The organism is Gordonia sp. NPDC127522, from assembly GCF_042672305.1.
GTDB classification, from domain to species: domain Bacteria; phylum Actinomycetota; class Actinomycetes; order Mycobacteriales; family Mycobacteriaceae; genus Gordonia; species Gordonia hongkongensis.
Genome location: NZ_JBHXVK010000004.1, coordinates 47783 through 65194 on the forward strand (window position 1 = coordinate 47783; position 17412 = coordinate 65194).

Here is a 17412-nt window from a genome sequence, read left to right on the forward strand (position 1 = left end):
GTCCGTCAGCGCCGAACCGGAGTCGCCGCGGCGGTGCCCGCGGGTTCGGGGTAGCCGCCGATCAGGTTCCATTCGTCGGGGGTCGCGACCATGGTGACCAGGATCGGTCGCCCACCGGTGTCGAGTGCGATGTCCTGTGGCGTACGCGGATTCTGACGCAGCTCGACGGTGGCGCCGTCGGCGGGTTCGCCGAGGCCCGGTGCGACGACGATCATCCGCGTGGTGTCGGGCTGTGGGGAAGGTGGCGCCACACCGTCGACGATGACCAGGCCGGGGCCGGGGCGCGCCGGGGTGCGGTCGCCCGAGAGTGACAGCGCGCTCGGATCGCCCACGGCGGTGACCACCGGGGTCCACCGGTGCGGGCGGTCGGTGTGCACGCGCACCGCGGCACCGACCGCGACTGCGCGGAGAGCGATCTGGGCCACGACGTGAATGCCCGCGGCGACCGAGACCGTGGAGATCCCGGGTCCGACGAGCCGGGTGGCGACCGCGCGGCCGGCGTGATCGGCGCCGATGAGCTGGCCGCAACCGCCTGCCGGGATACGCGCCGAGGCGAGGAACGCCTCCGCCTCCGAACCCGTGAGTGCGGGTACGGCCCGGTCGAGCCGGGTCGGCGTCGAGATGGGGAGACTCGCTGCGAGAGCGTCGAACTGGCGGCCGTCGAGGGGGATCAGACCCGCGGGCCATCCACCGAGTGCGCGCCTCGCGGCGGGGAACTCGTTGACGCGGACGATCCCGGACACCTCGACCGTCGTGCGATCGCCGCGACGCCTGCCCTCGGTGACTCGTGGGCACAACTTCACGGTGACGGTCGTCGAGACCGCGGAGTTGACCCAGATGCCGCGCAGCACGTCGGTCAGGGCGGCCGGTTCGACGGCGGCGCTGCGCATCCGCAGACCGGCGACGCCGACCGAGTCGCGTTCCTCGGCGAGCGAGTCGAGGCTTGCGCCCTCGATGAGCTGCGCCGTGATGGCGGTGATCTGTGCCGCCGACAGGATGGTCGTCGACAAGCCGTGTTCGGCGAGCCTCTTGGCGACGCGGCGGGTGGTCACCGTCGCGGTGCGCAGTGCACCGGTCGCGCCGCCCCCGCGGCGGGCGACGGCGTCGGCGCAGTCGAGGGGATTGAGCCGGAGGACGACCAGCACCGACCGTTGGGCCGTCGCCGACAGCGGGCCCAGGGTGCGGTCGTAGGTGTCCGGCGCGATGCCCGAACCCCACACGCGCACACCGTGACTGATGACCTCGATGGAGCTGAGCCGGATGTCGTAGGGACTGATGCACTCGGCCAGGACGCCGAGGGGCACCACCTGGCCCGATTCGTCGCCGAGTTCGCTGTGGCCCGGGGTCAGGTAGGTGACGGCCGGGCTGCCCGGGTCCACCCGGACGACGGTGACCAGGGTGTCGCCGACCCACCTCGCGCCGATGGTCGTCGGAGCCGATGTCCGCCGTGCGGTGGCGGGGGTGCTGGGTGCGGGCAGCGGGATGTCGAACGGGGCCGGGGCGAGATCGGCGTGGTCGCGGCGCATCCGCGACCACGAGAACGACAGATTCGCCACGATTCGACCGAAGACCGACGGCCGGCCGCCGACCCGCACCAGACCTGCGGAGACGACCGCGGCCACGCCGAGTGCGGTTGCACCCCAGACGCTGCCGGACACCACCCAGACGACGAGTCCGAGCGCCAGCACCGCCTCGATCACGACGAGTGTGGGCAGTGCCATCCCACGCCTGTTCCGCTCCACGGTTGCGACCCCCTCGATCACCGCTGCCGACTGCCGCGTGCCGTCCACCGAGAGTGTGCACAAGCGGTGGAGCCCCACACGTCAGGGGCATGTTTGTCGGCTAGGCTACTACCGCGCGGCAGGGGGTATGCCGCAGGAGATCACAACCCGCTCGCCGCCGGAGAAGGTCCGACGCCGCGGCCCGGGTGCGGACAGGGGGAGCCGTGGCACGTCAGCTGACGACCAAAGCCCAGGTCAACGGCTACCGTTTCCTGATCAAGAGGCTCGAGCACGCGCTGGTACGACGCGACGTCCGGATGTTGCACGATCCCATGCGTTCACAGTTGCAGGCGCTCGTGGTCGGGACCGTCCTCGGTCTGCTGGTCCTCGGCGGGTGTGGAATCTGGGGCCTGATCCGGCCGCAGGGGTCCGTCGGCGACGCCACGATCATCGTCAGCAAGAACAGCGGCAGCACCTACGTCCTGATCGAGGACACCCTGCATCCCGTCCTCAACCTGGCCTCGGCACGGCTGGTGACGGGTAGCTCGGAGTCGCCGACCTCGGTCGGGGACAACAAGCTCAAGCCGTACCCGCGCGGACCCCTGTTGGGCATCCCGGGTGCGCCGGCGGCACTGCCGAAGTCGTCGCACCCGGACTCCTCCACCTGGACGGTCTGCGATTCGTCGACCGTGTCGGACGCGCCGGCCGAGTCGATCGAGCAGACCGTCATCGCCGAGACGCCGCGTCTGGGTGACGCGATCGGGACGGCGAACCCCGCCGACGCCGTGCTCGTCGACGGCGGGGACCAGACCTTCCTGGTGTATCAGCTGTTCCGGGACGGTGTCTGGAGTCCCGTCCGTGCCGCCGTCGACACCGAGAGCGCGCCCGTCATGCGGGCTCTCGGTCTCGAGGGGGCCACGCCCCGGCAGATGTCCACCGGCCTGTTCAACACCTTCCCACTGGTCGATCCGCTTGCCGTGCCGGAGATCTCGGGTGCCGGCCAGCCCGGGGCAGTCGAGGGCGCGAGTGTCGGCAGTGTCGTCAAGTCGGTCGGTGTCGACGACACGACGTCCTATCATCTGGTGCTGCGCGACGGGGTGCAGGAGATCAGCGCCCCGACCGCCGAACTCATGCGGCTGGCCGACTCCGACGCAGCTCCGGTGACCACCGTCGCCCCGGGGCAGCTCGCCGCGCTGAGAACCGTGGAGTCGGAACCCGTCTCGGACTTTCCCGAAGTCGCGCCGTCGCTGCTGGACGTGAGCGGCGATCCGACGCTGTGCCGCACCTGGACCCGCGGGACGGGGGAGCCCCGCGCACAGACGACGTTGCTCGCGGGGCGGGAACTGCCGCTCGCGTCGGACGCGGTGCCGGTCCGGCTGACGTCGTCCGATGGTGCCGGACCGAACCTCGACGCGGTCTACATGCCGCCCGGCTCGGGTGAGTATCTGCAGGTGACCGGCAACGAGGCAGACAGCTCGCGCACCGAATCGCTGTTCTATGTCAGCGATTCGGGTGTGCGGTTCGGCGTGCCGGACTTCGAGACCGGCGGCATCCTCGGGCTCGGGGACCCACCGTCCCGCGCGCCGTGGTCGGTGGTGTCGCTGCTGGCGCCCGGGCCGACCCTCTCGCGCGAGAACGCCCTCGTCGCGCACGACGGTCTGGAGACCGCACGACTCGACGCCGGCGCGGAGCACACCGAACGACCCTCGACCGGCGGATGATCGACGGCGCTCCCGCCGCGGCCCTACGTGAGCGGGCCGCCGACGATGTTGCCGACGATCCCGCGGATGACGTTGGTGCCGTCCTCGGATCGCAGTTCCTCGTACCAGGCCGCGGTCGCCTCCGGATCCTTGCCGTGCGTGACGTCGCAGCGCTTGCGTGCGCGGAGCACGAGGTCGGCGGCCCGTTCGGTGCGTGACGCCTCATAGGTCGCGAGGGCCGCGTGCAGGTCGTCGGGATTTTCCCGGAAGGCAAACTGCAGGGCGATCGCATCTTCCATCGCCGAACAACCACCCTGCCCGATGTCGGGGGTGGTGTTGTGTGCGGCGTCGCCGAGTAGAGCGACACGTCCCCGGACCCAGGTGTGGAACGGATCGATGTCGAGGATCTCGACGCGGTTGGTGGTCGCGGGATCCAGTGTCTCGATCAGCTTCTGGACGCCGGGCGCCCATCCGGCGAACTCCTCGGCGAGCACCTCGCGTGCGGTTCCGCGTTCGAACGGAACCCCTTCGGGCATGGTCACGTCGAAGAAGAAGTAGAACCGATTGCCCGCCACCGGCATCACCGAAACCCGACGCGAATCGCCCACGTAGGTGGTCCATTCGGTGGCCGGTCCGATCTCCTCGTCGATCGGGACGAGTCCGTTGAAGTTCACGTACCCCGCGTAACGACGCTCGACCGCGTGACCGAGCACATGGTCGCGGGCAAGCGATCTCGCACCGTCGGCGGCGATGACGACATCACCCTGGGCAGTGGTGCCGTCGGCGAATTCGACCGTGGCGCCGTCCGGACCGTCGTGGACGGCGACCATCTTCTTGCCGAACCGGATCTCGTCGTCGCCGAAGGCGTTCATGAGCATGAGCTGGAGTTCGGCGCGTGCGATCGGGTAGGGACGTTGCCCGACCTCGTCGATGAGCGGTGCCATGCTGAAGCGGCACATCGTCTCTCCGGTGAATGCGTCGATGTAGCTCATCGAATCGACGATGCCGCCCAGCGCGGCGGTCTCGGCTTCGAGGCCGAGGTGGTTCAGGCACTTGACCCCGTTAGACCACACCGAGATCGCCGCGCCGACAGGGCGGTTCTCGGTGACCTGCTCGTATATCTCGACATCGTGCCCGAGCTGTCGCAACGCGATGCCCGCCGAGGTCCCGCCCATACCGGCGCCGATGATCACTGCTTTCACAGGAACCCAGGCTAGGTGTCCGCGAGCTCTGGCGCGCGGCGAGTACGCCGGGCACCTCGCTGCCTGGTCGCTGCCGCGACGACGTCGTGACCGGGCGGACCCGACGGGTCAGGACCGGTCGTGTCCGGTGACGAGCGCGGTGACCATGTCCTGCCACTGATGGGTGATCGTCTCGAGGTCGAGCCCGACGTCCACCAGCAGGTAGCGGACCGAACTCGCCGAGAGCGGCGCCTGGACGGTGAGGGCCAGGAAATCCAGCGCGCCGTCGAAACCCAACTGGCGCAGCAGGATCTGCACATGCTGGGTGGACGTTCGGGCCACCGGGTGGCTCATGAAGTCCTCGGCACCGGCGCCGGCCTCGAGCAAGATGTCGAGGTGGTCGGCGGTGAGCTTGAGGCGGGCGCGACCGTAGGCGAGGAGTCGGTCGAGCGGGGGAGCGCCGGGACCCAGCGGCTCCGGTCCGGACAGATACGCCTGCTGGATCTCGGACTCGCTGTGGTCGAGGAGGGCGAGCATGAGCCCGGTCCGGCTGCCGAAGCGACGGAACACTGTGCCCTTGCCCACACCCGCTTCGCGGGCAACCGCCTCCATCGTCACCGCGGCCGCACCGTGGTGATCGATGAGGTTCTTGGCGGCGGCCAGCAACAGACGCCGGTTACGTGCGGCGTCGGCACGTTCGGTCCCCGAAGAGTTGAGAGAGATGTGGAGTGGGGAGTGGTCGGGCCCGTTTGGCACGTGATGAGCGTAACTCTTGACCAGATGGGGAATGAATCGGACCCTGGTCCGGTTAGAGCATGTCGTAGACAAGGTCGCGTGGACGTCCACGGACCCCTGTGCCATCGAGAGGAATCACATGTCGGAACGAGTCGTCGAACTGGTCGCGCTGGTCGGAAGCCTGCGCACGGCTTCGGTCAACCGCCAGCTCGCCCACCTGGCCGCGGACAATGCGCCGTCGGGAGTGTCCATCACGGTCGTCGACAACCTCGGCTCGCTGCCGTTCTACAGCGAGGACATCGACATCGAGGAGCAGCTCGACCCCGCCGTGGCGAACCTGCGCCAGGTCGTCGGCGCCGCCGACGGCGTGCTGATCGCAACCCCCGAGTACAACGGCACCATCCCCGCCGCACTCAAGAACGCCATCGACTGGTTGTCGCGGCCCTACGGCACCGGCGCGCTCACGGGCAAGCCCGTCGCGGTGCTGAGCGCGGCCCTCGGCCAGTACGGCGGCGCGTGGACCCGTGAGGACACCCGTAAGTCGGTCGGCATCGCCGGCGGTCGCGCGATCGCCGAGGCCGACCTCGGTCTGCAGCTCGCGGCACTGCCCGAGGGCGGCCTGGATTCTCCGGAGGTCGTCGAGAAGGTGGTCGCGTCCGTCAGCCGGCTCGTCGACGAGGTCGCTGTCAGCGCCTGACCCCACACCGATGTAGCGACGCCGCGCCCGGCCCTTGCCCGGCGCGGCGTCGTCGTGTCCGACGGTGCCTGCGTCACGCCCCATGCGCGACCGGGGCCGGATGTGGATGGTCGGTGGACATGTTGTGGACCGCCTCGGGACAGCCTGTGAACGACACGCCGGACACGCGGAGGACACGCGGGGGATTTGTGATCGTGCACCGCTCCGACCTGCATGTCTTCCATCAATGTTATTCACAAGCCCTTGTGGTGACCAGAAATGTCAGCCACTAGGTGTAGTGTTTGCGGTACCAGTCAGGCAGACGACGAGAAGCAGTTCGACTCCTCGGAGAAAGCCATCGTGATGGTGATCCAGGTCACCATCTTCACGCTGGGAAACCGCACGTCACTGGCGATTCCTACGACCCGAGGAGTACCTCCGAATGTCAATCACCGTCTACACGAAGCCGGCCTGCGTCCAGTGCAATGCCACCTACAAGGCCCTCGACAAGCAGGGTCTGTCCTACGAGATCGTCGACATCAGCGAAGATGCCGAGGCGCGTGACTACGTGATGGCGCTCGGCTACCTGCAGGCACCCGTCGTGGTTGCCGGCGACGCGCACTGGTCGGGCTTCCGTCCCGACCGCATCAAGGCACTCGCCACCGCCGCTGCCTGATCTGCCGTCACCATCACGGTGACATCGCCCGCCCGACCGGCGGTGCAGAGGCGATCCGACGGGGAAGCCGGATCACACCGCATCGCCGGGGCATCGAGGAAATGGTCACGCCGCTCACGGCGTTGACACCACAGTGCCGGGCCGGACACGGCCGGCGAGATCACGAGAACTACCGGCTGGAGGAGACATGGCGGCAGAATCGCCGTTGATCGTGTACTTCTCCTCGGTCTCGGAGAACACCCACCGGTTCGTCGAGAAACTGGACATGCGCGCCGTGCGCATCCCGGTCCTCGATCGGGCCGGTGTTTTCCGTGTCGACGAGCCGTATGTCCTGGTCTGCCCGACCTACGGCGGGGGCAAGGCGACGGGGCAACCCGGCGGCTACGTTCCCAAGCAGGTCATCCGCTTCCTCAACGACGAACACAATCGGTCATCGATCAGGGGGGTGATCGCGGCGGGTAACACGAACTTCGGCGAGGAGTTCTGTTATGCCGGCGACGTCATCGCACGCAAGTGCGGCGTTCCCTACCTCTACCGATTCGAATTGATGGGCACCTCCGACGATGTCGACCGCGTCCGCGCGGGACTCGCCGAATTCGCCCAGAGTCCGGCGTTCGCGGCGAGCGTGTCGCTCAGCGCCTCGCCTGCCTGAACTGCGGATTCCGCTCGATCAGGCTTTGTCGTACCCCTCCCATACTCTGGCCGCACCGGCCCTCGGTAACAGCCACCACTACCCGCAGGAGTCATCTGTCGTGTCGCCCACCGCCGCCGTCTCGGACACCACTTCAGCCAGCAAGTCGGGTGTGCACCCCGGGCCCTCGGGACACGACCCGGGCGAGCTCGACTACCACGCTCTCAATGCGATGCTCAACCTGTACGACGCCGACGGCAAGATCCAGTTCGACAAGGATCGCGAAGCCGCGAACCAGTACTTCCTGCAGCACGTCAACCAGAACACGGTCTTCTTCCACGATCTCGACGAGAAGCTCGACTACCTCGTCGAAGAGAACTACTACGAGCCCGAGGTTCTCGCGAAGTACGACCGCGAGTTCGTCAAGAGTCTCTTCGGGCACGCCTACAGCAAGAAGTTCCGTTTCCCGACCTTCCTCGGGGCGTTCAAGTACTACACGAGCTACACGCTCAAGACGTTCGACGGCAAGCGGTACCTGGAGCGTTTCGAGGATCGCGTGTGCATGGTGGCGCTGACCCTGGCCGACGGCGACACGGCCCTCGCGCGCAACCTCACCGACGAGATCATCGAGGGCCGGTTCCAGCCGGCGACGCCGACCTTCCTCAACTCCGGCAAGAAGCAGCGCGGCGAACCCGTCTCGTGCTTCCTGCTGCGTATCGAGGACAACATGGAGTCGATCGGCCGGTCGATCAACTCGGCCTTGCAGCTCTCCAAGCGCGGCGGCGGAGTTGCCTTGCTGCTCAGCAACATCCGCGAGCACGGTGCGCCGATCAAGAAGATCGAGAACCAGAGTTCGGGTGTCATCCCGATCATGAAGCTGCTCGAGGATTCCTTCTCCTACGCCAACCAGCTCGGTGCCCGGCAGGGTGCGGGCGCGGTGTACCTGCACGCGCACCACCCCGACATCTACCGCTTCCTCGACACCAAGCGCGAGAACGCGGACGAGAAGATCCGTATCAAGACCCTGTCGCTCGGTGTGGTCATCCCGGACATCACGTTCGAGCTGGCCAAGGCCAACGACGACATGTACCTGTTCAGTCCGTACGACGTCGAACGTGTCTACGGCGTACCGTTCGCCGACGTCAACGTGACGGACAAATACCACGAGATGGTCGAGGACCGTCGCATCCGCAAGACCAAGATCAAGGCGCGCGAGTTCTTCCAGACTCTCGCCGAGCTGCAGTTCGAGTCGGGATACCCGTACATCATGTTCGAGGACACGGTGAACCGGGCCAACCCGATCGACGGCAAGATCACGCACTCCAACCTGTGCTCGGAGATCCTGCAGGTGTCGACGCCGTCGACCTTCAACGACGACCTGTCCTATGCCGAAGTGGGCAAGGACATCTCGTGCAACCTGGGTTCGCTGAACATTGCCAAGACGATGGATTCGCCCGACATCGGCCAGACCATCGAGACCGCGATCCGTGGCCTCACCGCGGTGAGCGACCAGACCACGATCACGTCGGTGCCCTCGATCGAGCACGGCAACAATCAGTCCCACGCCATCGGCCTGGGGCAGATGAACCTGCATGGATACCTGGCGCGTGAGCGGGTCTTCTACGGCAGCGAAGAAGGCATCGACTTCACGAACATCTACTTCTACACGGTGCTCTATCACGCGCTGCGCGCATCGAACCGGATCGCCGCCGAGCGCGGCCGGGCGTTCACCGGCTTCGAGAAGTCGAAGTACGCGAGCGGTGAGTTCTTCGACAAGTACACCGAGAAGGTGTGGGAGCCGGCGACCCAGAAGGTGCGAGACCTGTTCGGGCAGGCCGGGATCGCCATCCCGACCCAGGACGACTGGCGTGAGCTGAAGGCCGCCGTCCAGCGTGACGGCATCTACAACCAGAACCTGCAGGCCGTCCCGCCGACCGGTTCGATCAGCTACATCAATCATTCGACCAGTTCGATCCACCCGGTCGCCGCCAAGATCGAGATCCGCAAGGAAGGCAAGATCGGCCGCGTCTACTACCCGGCGCCGTACATGACGAACGACAACCTGGAGTACTACCAGGACGCGTACGAGATCGGGTACGAGAAGATCATCGACACCTATGCCGCGGCCACGCAGCATGTCGACCAGGGCCTCAGCCTGACTCTCTTCTTCAAGGACACCGCCACCACGCGCGACGTCAACAAGGCGCAGATCTACGCATGGCGCAAGGGCATCAAGACGCTCTACTACATCCGCCTGCGCCAGATCGCGCTCGAGGGGACCGAGGTGGAAAATTGCGTCAGCTGCATGTTGTGACCTGTTGAGTGTGAACCATTGCATACGAACAGGGTTCCGGCCACAGGCGGCGTGATCTACGGGGTTCGGTTGCGGGCCGCGTATGACTACCGTTACATCGGGCTCACCACAAAAACTGGGCAGCAGCGGCTGCGGCAACACTTCAAAGTCGCGGCGGCCGGAAGAAAGACGCCGTTCTATGACTGGCTCCGATTGCAAGATCGCGACAACGTTTTGGCGGACGAGTTGCAGTTCGTCGAAGGACTCAACGAGCTGGGAGAGGCCGAGATCGCTTGGATCGCCTACCTCAAGCGCGACGGCCAACCGCTGCTGAACCTGGCAGAGGGCGGACTGGGTCCTACCGGGGTGGTTTGGACCGAGGAGATGCGAGAAGCGGCTCGGGTTCGCTCCACTGGACGGAAGGGGCTGAGCCGGTTTGCGGATGACAATCCGTTTTTCGGTCTCAAGCACTCTGATGAACAGCGTGAGAAGTGGTCGGTCCAGCGCAGAGGCTCTATCACCGGAGAAGCAAATCCGAACTTCGGGAAGTTCGGACCTGCTCACCCCAGCTACGGGCACGTCATGTCGGAGGAAGCTCGTGCTCGACTGTCGGAGCAGCGAAAGGGCGAGGGAAATCCGAACTTCGGGCGGCGCGCTAGCGAGGAGACACGCCGCAAGATGTCCGAGGCTCGGAGGGGGCGTCCCATGCCCTCGAGTAAACGGAACGCCCACACCAGGCACCACACAAACAAAGGCGTGTTCAAGAGCACGTGTCAGTACTGCATCGACGATGTAGCCAAACCCGATGAGTGAAGAAAGCGACACCTGCCATGTCTGAGAAGCTCAAGCTGGTCAGCCGGGTCTCGGCGATCAACTGGAACCGCGTACCCGACGAGAAGGACGCCGAGGTGTGGGATCGCCTCACCGGCAACTTCTGGCTGCCCGAGAAGGTGCCGGTGTCCAACGACATCCCGTCGTGGGGCACGCTCACCGAATACGAGAAGCAGCTCACCATGCGGGTGTTCACCGGTCTCACCCTGCTCGACACCATCCAGGGCACGGTCGGCGCGGTGTCGCTGATCCCGGACGCGACCACCCCGCACGAGGAGGCGGTGCTCACCAACATCGCCTTCATGGAGTCGGTGCACGCCAAGAGCTACAGCTCGATCTTCTCGACACTGTGCTCCACCAAGGAGATCGACGAGGCGTTCCGCTGGTCGGAGGAGAACGAGCAGCTGCAGCGCAAGGCGCAGATCGTCATGGACTACTACCGTGGCGACGACCCACTGAAGCGGAAGGTCGCCTCGACGCTGCTCGAGTCGTTCCTGTTCTACTCCGGCTTCTATCTGCCGATGTACTGGTCGAGCCGCGCGAAGCTCACCAACACCGCCGACCTGATCCGCCTGATCATCCGCGACGAGGCGGTGCACGGGTACTACATCGGCTACAAGTATCAGCGCGGACTCGAGGTCGAGACCCCGGAGCGTCGTCAGGAGCTCAAGGACTACACCTTCGAGCTGCTGTTCGAGCTGTACGACAACGAGAGTGACTACACCGAGGCGCTCTACGACGAGGTCGGGCTGAGCGAGGACGTCAAGAAGTTCCTGCGCTACAACGCGAACAAGGCCCTGATGAATCTGGGCTACGAGGCGATGTTCCCGCGCGACGAGACCGACGTGAACCCGGCGATCCTGTCGGCACTGTCGCCCAACGCCGACGAGAACCACGACTTCTTCTCCGGGTCGGGCAGTTCCTATGTCATCGGCAAGGCCGTCAACACCGAGGACGAGGACTGGGACTTCTGAGAGTGCCTTGCGTTGTCGGCTCAGGCGGTACTGCCCCGACACTGCCTAGTCCGATACCCGCCTGCTCGTCCGTGTATAGGCGATGCCAGTCACCGATCCATTTCGGTGCCAGAAGGAACAAGAAGAACGATGAATGAGTTCAACCGAGCTTCATTCGGCAGAACCGTTGCGGAGGATTTCGTAGCACGCCGTCAGGGCGCTGCTAGTGCGTTCACCGCAAGTGCGGGGGTCCCACAGAAGGCACTCGGACATCCGGATTACGAGGAGCTAGCTGTTGGCGATCGTGCGACTGCACCGATGGTCGCTGTATTTCTGGACCTCACAAACTTCACAGGTCGTACATTTTGGGACGACCAGGAGGAAGTGGTAGACCTCGCGCATGCTGTGCTCTCCGGGTTTGTGCAGACGGTTAGGAACTTTGGAGGACACCCGCTCGGGCTCAGAGGGGACGGACTTTTCGCAGGTTTCAGTCCGGGCGATCCCGCGTTCACGGCGACGATGGCACTTGGCGCCTGCGCTTCTGCCCTCGACGCAGTTGAGAACGCAGTGAATCCATGGTTGGACCGAAGCGGGATGGCCCGAGTTCAAGCCCGTGCTGGGCTCGACTACGGCCCAATTACATTCGTCCGCAGTGGAGATCAAGCTAGTAGCGAGATTAACCCTTTGGGATTCGCTGCAAACTTCGCAGCAAAATGTGAGAAGCAGGCGGCTTCGTGGGAAATAGTGGTTGGGGAGGGCTTGTACAATTTGCTGCCCAGTTCGGATGTTTTCGACGAGCATGAAAAGTCACCCAAACAGTACAGCAGAGATTACCGCCGAGAGTACTACAGATTCTACGACTATAGATGGCGAAGAACGGTGCCGCACCTCGATGGAATAGTTGAGGCCCTCGCCGGAAACGTCACAGCGCAAATACAGCAAGCGAAAAGATAGGTGATGCAATGTCAATGCCAGCGCTGCTGAGCCACTTCGGAATAGACGATGCGCGTTACGTGACGTCTACAGGACTCGTCGTGTTTGACGGCGTTACCAGCCCGGTAGATGGAGTGTTCCAACATGAACAGTTCGGCGCGGTAACGCCAGTTGCTGAACATGCATTTCACGGGGACGTGCCTGAGCCTTCAGATGTTGCAGGTTCAGACCGGCGCTGGTGGGAGGACCGATCCGCTATCGATAGACACATCGTCGCGATGTCGAACTCGTTCCCTGATTTCGTCTTCTTGGAGCCGACGGAAGATCTAAACCCATGCTGGTGCGGCACCATCGATACAGGACGCGGGCGCTTTGAGGTGGCCATCATTTTGCGAGCCGACGAGGGCTTGCCCTCAGTTGTTGTTCTCGGCAAGCGTCGGCTTGGAATCAATCAGGGCCGCCGGTGGGTTAAGTCGCCACATCTGTATCTGAATGGAAACCTCTGCATTGCAAGCGCTGATGACTGGATTTCTGGCGTTCACACGGCGGCCACCGCGACAGCGTGGGCGGCGCATTGGCTAGCGGCCTACACCGAGTGGCGAATCACCAAGCAGTGGCCGGTTGACGGAGCGGGTGCAGCCGTTGCGTGAGGGGGGACTCTTCGGCCGCAGGCGCGACGCACCGATCGACTTGGGGAGTGACGGCGGCTACCAGTCCTTGGAGCAAATCGCTAACTGGGTTCGGTTTGCCGATACAAAGATCACTGTACTTACGGCAGGCCTTGGTGTCGTTTTGACGATGACAATGACGAATATCGGGTCCGTTATACGGGCAGTCGGGGCGGGACAGGTCCAGGCGTGCGTGATGGGTGTGCTAATCGCGTTTACTGTCTCGGCATTCGCCTATACCTTGGCGTGGCTGACACGCGCTCTTGGGCCACAGAGCGGAATCGAGTACGCCGAACTGAATCGATTCGCTTGGCCTAGCTTGGCCGGTGCGTCGGTCGCTGATCTCACCGAGCATGTGAAGCACCGCCAGGTAAGTGACGACGCGTGGCAGCAGGTAATCGACTTGGCCAGCGTCGCGTCGCGTAAGTTTCGTGCGTGTGGCAGGGCCGTCTACGGGTTCGCCGGTTTTGTGGCGTGCTCAGTCGTGTTAGTAACCACTGCGTCGGTGCTCGGAGCTTAGCGATGTCCAGGATGTCTTGCTGGCCATACGAGCTCGACTCGTCCAGAATGCCCTAGTGGCTTCGAGCTACGAATCGCCGGCGGTGAGGCGGTCGTAGAGATCGCCGAGCTCGTCGATCGCCTCGGCGATGTCGGCGGGCGCGACGCCGGTGGCGCGCAACGCCGCCCGTAGTTCGCCGCCGTCGAGCGCGGTCAGCGGGTTAATCCGCGACGGCGACGGCAGCGGAGGCAACGTCGAGGCGGTGCCGTAGTAGTCGTCGACCTGCAGTGAGGTTGCTGACCCGCCCTCGTCGGAGGTCCGTGAATCCGGTGGGCGAGAGTCGATCTCGGCCAGCAGTGCTCGCAGGTCGGTGCCCATCACGGTCAGCAGGGTCAACGGGGTGCGGTCGATCTCGGCTGCCACCTCGTAGCAGGTGACGAGAGCATGGATGCACCGCGGCGCCTCGTCGGGGCACGTGCAGTCGGTCTCGACGTCGGCGGATTCCGTGGGCACCAGCAGCTCACCCAGCGCCGGCGGCTGTTCGCCGCGGGTGAGCAGCATGAGTTCATCGACAGCGTTGCGCTCGCGGAGAAGGTTCGCAAGTGTCGGTGTGTCGACGGTGCGGGTGGTCAGGATGACGTCGAACGGCTCGAGCTGGGTGCCCTCCACCGAGGCGGTCACCCGGCCGGCGTCGATCCGCAGGCCGCGCAGATGCCGATCGCGGAAATACCTGCGCGCCTTGGTGATACGCCGGCTGTCCGCGACCGATTCGCCGTCGGCGCCGCGGCCCTCGACGACATCGACGAAGGCGCGTGACCACGAGGTGAGGCCATAGCCGCGGACCGCGATCGTGCCACGCTCACCGCGTCGTTGCGTACCCTTCTTGCGCACCGTCATTCGCTGACCGCCTCGTCGCGCAGCCGGATGAGTTCGAAGAGTTCGTCGTCGGCGAGGTCGGACACCCAGTTCTCGCCGGCCGCGACCGTCAGCCGGGACAGCTCACGTTTCTTGGCGATCATGTCGTCGATGCGCTCCTCGATGGTGCCGACACAGACGAACCGATGCACCGACACCTTCTGGTCCTGGCCGATCCGGTAGGCGCGGTCGGTGGCCTGGTCCTCGACAGCCGGGTTCCACCACCGATCGACATGGATGACGTTGTTGGCCGCGGTCAGGTTGAGCCCGGTGCCGCCGGCTTTCAGCGTCGCCAGCAGGACCGGCGGCCCGTCGTCGGACTGGAAGTCGGCGACCAGGCGGTCGCGCTCGGTGCGACCCAGACCGCCGTGCAGGAGCGGGATCTCGCTGCCGAACTCCGCGGACAACCACGACGACAGCATGTCACCGAAGGCGGCGAACTGGGTGAAGACCAATGCGCGGTCGCCCTCCTCGGCGACGGTGGAGACGATGTCGGCCAGCAGTTCGACCTTGCCGGAGCGGTGATCGCCGTCGCGGACGAGGTCGGTGCCGTCGGCGAGATAGTGCGCGGGGTGATTGCACACCTGCTTGAGGCGGGTCAGTGCGGCCAGTACGTTGCGGCGTCGTAGTGTGCGCTGCTGCTTGTCGCGCAGTGCCGTCATCAGTTCGTCGATCACCGCGCGATACAGCGCCGCCTGCTCGACGGTGAGGTTGGCCCGGACGGCGAAGTCCGCCTTCTCCGGGAGGTCGGCGGCGATCGCCGGATCGGTCTTCTCGCGGCGCAGGATGAACGGCCGGGTGATCGCGGACAACCGTCGGAGGGCGGCCGGGTCACGATCCCGTTCGATCGGTTCGGCGTAGCGTGCGCGGAACACCGACGCGGACCCGAGCAGGCCGGGGTTGACCAGGTCGATGACGGCGCGGAGATCCTCCAGGCGGTTCTCGACCGGGGTGCCGGTGAGGGCGAGTCGGTGGTCGGCGGGGACCGTCCGAACCGCCTTGGCCGCAATGGTGTTCACGTTCTTGAGGTGCTGGGCCTCGTCGACCACGATTCGATGCCATGGTCGTGAGGACAGCAGCTCGTGGTCGCGCGCCGCGATCGCGAAGGTGGTGACCACGATGTCGACGGAGTCGCGGATGCCCGCGAACGCCGCCCCTGACTCGCGGGACGGCCCGTGGTGGATCGCCACACGGAGCGCGGGCGCGAACCGGGCGAACTCCCGCGCCCAGTTGCCCACCAGAGACATCGGGCAGACGACGAGCGTCGGCTTCCGAGGATCATCGGCAGGCGACCCGGACGGATCGCTGCGTTCGTGGCATTCCAGAGCGATGACCTGCAGGGTCTTGCCCAGGCCCATGTCGTCGGCCAGCACACCGCCCACACCGAGAGTCGACAGATGGGCGAGCCAGTCCAGGCCGCGCTGCTGGTAGGGACGCAGGGTGGCGGTCAACCCCGTCGGTGGCGCGACGGATTCGGGACGAAGGACGCCGGTGTCGGCGACGTCGTCGAGCCAGGAGAGGCCTTCGACTCGTGACACCGGTACGGGTAGACGGTCCGACTCGCCGGTGACGAGATTGAACAGCTCGCCGAAATCGCTCGGCGGTTCGGCCGCGGCCAGCGCGCGCTGGGTGGCGACGAACGTGGCTGCCCGGGTCAGCGCGGCGCCCTCGGCGCGCATCCACACCCCGCGCACGCGGACCAGATCGCCTTTCTGGCCGGACAATTCGTCGAGGTCGGCATCGGTGAGCGTGATCGCGTCGGGGGTGTCGCCGAGGGCGAGACGCCACTCGAACTCCCGGATCTCCCGCAGGCCGACCATCGCCGCCGGTGCGCCGCCGCCGGGCGGGGCGAGCGCGCGCAGGGTCAGACTCGGACGGACCTCGGCAATCGTCCTGGGCAACAGAACCGGGATGCCGACGGCGCCGAGCGCCGCCGCGCCCGTGGCGAAGAGTTCTTCCGCGATCGCGGTCGGCAGCAGGAAGTCGAGGGAACCCCGATCGGGGTCGGCGCGGCCCAGTTCGGGGAATTCACGGACTGCCGTGGCCAACTCGGTCGTCAGTTCGTCGAGTTCGTGGGCGTCGAGGCGGTGCGGTGCGACGGGTTCGACCTGTCCGTCGATGCTCCGACGACAGACCTGCAGTCGCCACCGCGAGGTCTCGGCCACCGCGGAGCGGCTCGGCGGGTCGACGGTGTCGTCGTCCCATGCGTCGGCCCACTGAGCGTCGGCGAGGTCGTCGTACTCGGGTTCGTGCAGCCGGAAGATGAGTGAACGATCGTCGCGCGGAGCGCCGGCGTTCCACCGCGACCAGCCACCCGCGGCGGCGGCGAGACGTTCCGGCGAGCTGGGCGGGCGGGGATCGGCGTCGGGGAGCAGTGCCCGCACGATGGGTGACGCGGGTCGTGGTTCACCGAGTGGGACGGCGGAACGAGCGATGGCAGAACGGCATTCGTGGTCGACGAGTTCGGCGAGGAAGTCGTCCAGAGCGGGTGCGGACCCGTTGTACAGCAGCGCATCCGGAGCGCTCCCCACGACGACGGCATGCCAGCTGCGCCACGTCGGCGTCGCGACGACGACCCAGCGCACCATCCACTCGCCGGCCACCTGCTGGACCGACGGCGCCACGGTGCCCGACCGCACGAAGGCCCGCACACCGTCAAGGAGATATCGATACCAGCGGACATCGCCGGTCACCGCGATCGATCGCGACGCGTCGAGGAGCGTGATCGCCGACGTCATGCCCAACGTCGCGGCGCGGACGAATCGTCGGTGGCCGTCGGCGTCGACGACGGGGATCTCGCTGCGGAAGCGACGGCCGTCGAGTAGGTCGTGCAGGGGCGCGGCGAGATCGGACGGGTCCCCGTCGACCCACACCGCCAGGCCGACGCCCGGTCGCCACAGGGCGTGCAGGGGCTCGGCGGAGCTGGGCTTCGGGGCAGAGTCGGTGGCAGGCTGCCCGCTGGACGGCGCATCATGTGGCATGGAGGATCGTCGGCCAGTT

General features: G+C 66.0%; 14 protein-coding genes. 9 read left to right on the top strand and 5 right to left on the bottom strand.

Going from position 1 to position 17412, the window contains the following annotated elements; genetic code table 11:
* Nucleotides 1-5 precede the first annotated feature (5 nt).
* Entirely contained in the window at nt 6-1721 is a 1716-nt protein-coding gene (eccE, locus tag ACFVHY_RS10565; protein ID WP_390271577.1) for a type VII secretion protein EccE, read from the bottom strand.
* A gap of 224 nt (nt 1722-1945) precedes the next feature.
* Here eccE and eccB point away from each other — a divergent pair, with 224 nt between their 5' ends.
* Nucleotides 1946-3442, top strand: a complete 1497-nt coding sequence (eccB, locus tag ACFVHY_RS10570) for a type VII secretion protein EccB (RefSeq protein WP_390271579.1) — start codon at nt 1946-1948, stop codon at nt 3440-3442.
* Nucleotides 3443-3465: 23 nt separating this feature from the next.
* On the opposite strand, the gene hpxO is transcribed toward eccB, so the two are convergent.
* Nucleotides 3466-4623 carry an FAD-dependent urate hydroxylase HpxO gene (gene hpxO, locus ACFVHY_RS10575; protein ID WP_390271581.1) on the bottom strand — a complete coding sequence of 386 codons (1158 nt, stop codon included), beginning with the start codon at nt 4621-4623 and terminating at the stop codon, nt 3466-3468.
* Nucleotides 4624-4731: 108 nt separating this feature from the next.
* The gene (locus ACFVHY_RS10580) at nt 4732-5358 is read right to left on the bottom strand and encodes a TetR/AcrR family transcriptional regulator (protein ID WP_065632656.1); all 627 of its coding nucleotides are present in this window, start codon (nt 5356-5358) and stop codon (nt 4732-4734) included.
* A gap of 118 nt (nt 5359-5476) precedes the next feature.
* Here ACFVHY_RS10580 and ACFVHY_RS10585 point away from each other — a divergent pair, with 118 nt between their 5' ends.
* The 8 genes from ACFVHY_RS10585 (at nt 5477) to ACFVHY_RS10620 (ending at nt 12980) form a co-directional block, all read left to right on the top strand.
* The gene (locus ACFVHY_RS10585; protein WP_390271583.1) at nt 5477-6034 is read left to right on the top strand and encodes an NAD(P)H-dependent oxidoreductase; all 558 of its coding nucleotides are present in this window, start codon (nt 5477-5479) and stop codon (nt 6032-6034) included.
* A gap of 421 nt (nt 6035-6455) precedes the next feature.
* On the top strand, nt 6456-6689 hold the full coding sequence (locus ACFVHY_RS10590; RefSeq protein WP_004019249.1) for a redoxin NrdH: 234 nt from the start codon (nt 6456-6458) through the stop codon (nt 6687-6689).
* A gap of 187 nt (nt 6690-6876) precedes the next feature.
* Nucleotides 6877-7341, top strand: coding sequence for a class Ib ribonucleoside-diphosphate reductase assembly flavoprotein NrdI (gene nrdI, locus ACFVHY_RS10595; RefSeq protein ID WP_390271585.1), 465 nt, complete (start codon nt 6877-6879; stop codon nt 7339-7341).
* A 100-nt stretch (nt 7342-7441) separates the two neighbouring features.
* Nucleotides 7442-9634, top strand: a complete 2193-nt coding sequence (nrdE, locus tag ACFVHY_RS10600) for a class 1b ribonucleoside-diphosphate reductase subunit alpha (protein ID WP_388030965.1) — start codon at nt 7442-7444, stop codon at nt 9632-9634.
* Nucleotides 9635-9685: 51 nt separating this feature from the next.
* Nucleotides 9686-10426 (top strand): NUMOD3 domain-containing DNA-binding protein, encoded by a 741-nt coding sequence (locus ACFVHY_RS10605; RefSeq protein WP_390271587.1) that lies wholly within the window; start codon nt 9686-9688, stop codon nt 10424-10426.
* A gap of 17 nt (nt 10427-10443) precedes the next feature.
* Nucleotides 10444-11418, top strand: a complete 975-nt coding sequence (gene nrdF / locus ACFVHY_RS10610) for a class 1b ribonucleoside-diphosphate reductase subunit beta (protein WP_065632743.1) — start codon at nt 10444-10446, stop codon at nt 11416-11418.
* A gap of 129 nt (nt 11419-11547) precedes the next feature.
* Nucleotides 11548-12351: an adenylate/guanylate cyclase domain-containing protein gene (locus ACFVHY_RS10615; RefSeq protein WP_390271589.1), complete on the top strand. Its 804-nt coding sequence runs from the start codon at nt 11548-11550 to the stop codon at nt 12349-12351.
* An 8-nt stretch (nt 12352-12359) separates the two neighbouring features.
* Nucleotides 12360-12980, top strand: a complete 621-nt coding sequence (locus tag ACFVHY_RS10620) for a hypothetical protein (protein WP_390271591.1) — start codon at nt 12360-12362, stop codon at nt 12978-12980.
* A 604-nt stretch (nt 12981-13584) separates the two neighbouring features.
* Here the strand turns inward: ACFVHY_RS10620 and ACFVHY_RS10625 are convergent.
* Together ACFVHY_RS10625 and ACFVHY_RS10630 are read right to left on the bottom strand one after the other, a co-directional pair.
* Nucleotides 13585-14394, bottom strand: a complete 810-nt coding sequence (locus tag ACFVHY_RS10625) for a hypothetical protein (protein WP_390271593.1) — start codon at nt 14392-14394, stop codon at nt 13585-13587.
* Nucleotides 14391-17393: a DEAD/DEAH box helicase gene (locus tag ACFVHY_RS10630; RefSeq protein WP_390271595.1), complete on the bottom strand. Its 3003-nt coding sequence runs from the start codon at nt 17391-17393 to the stop codon at nt 14391-14393. Before ACFVHY_RS10630 ends, ACFVHY_RS10625 begins: the two co-directional genes overlap by 4 nt.
* Nucleotides 17394-17412 lie beyond the last annotated feature (19 nt).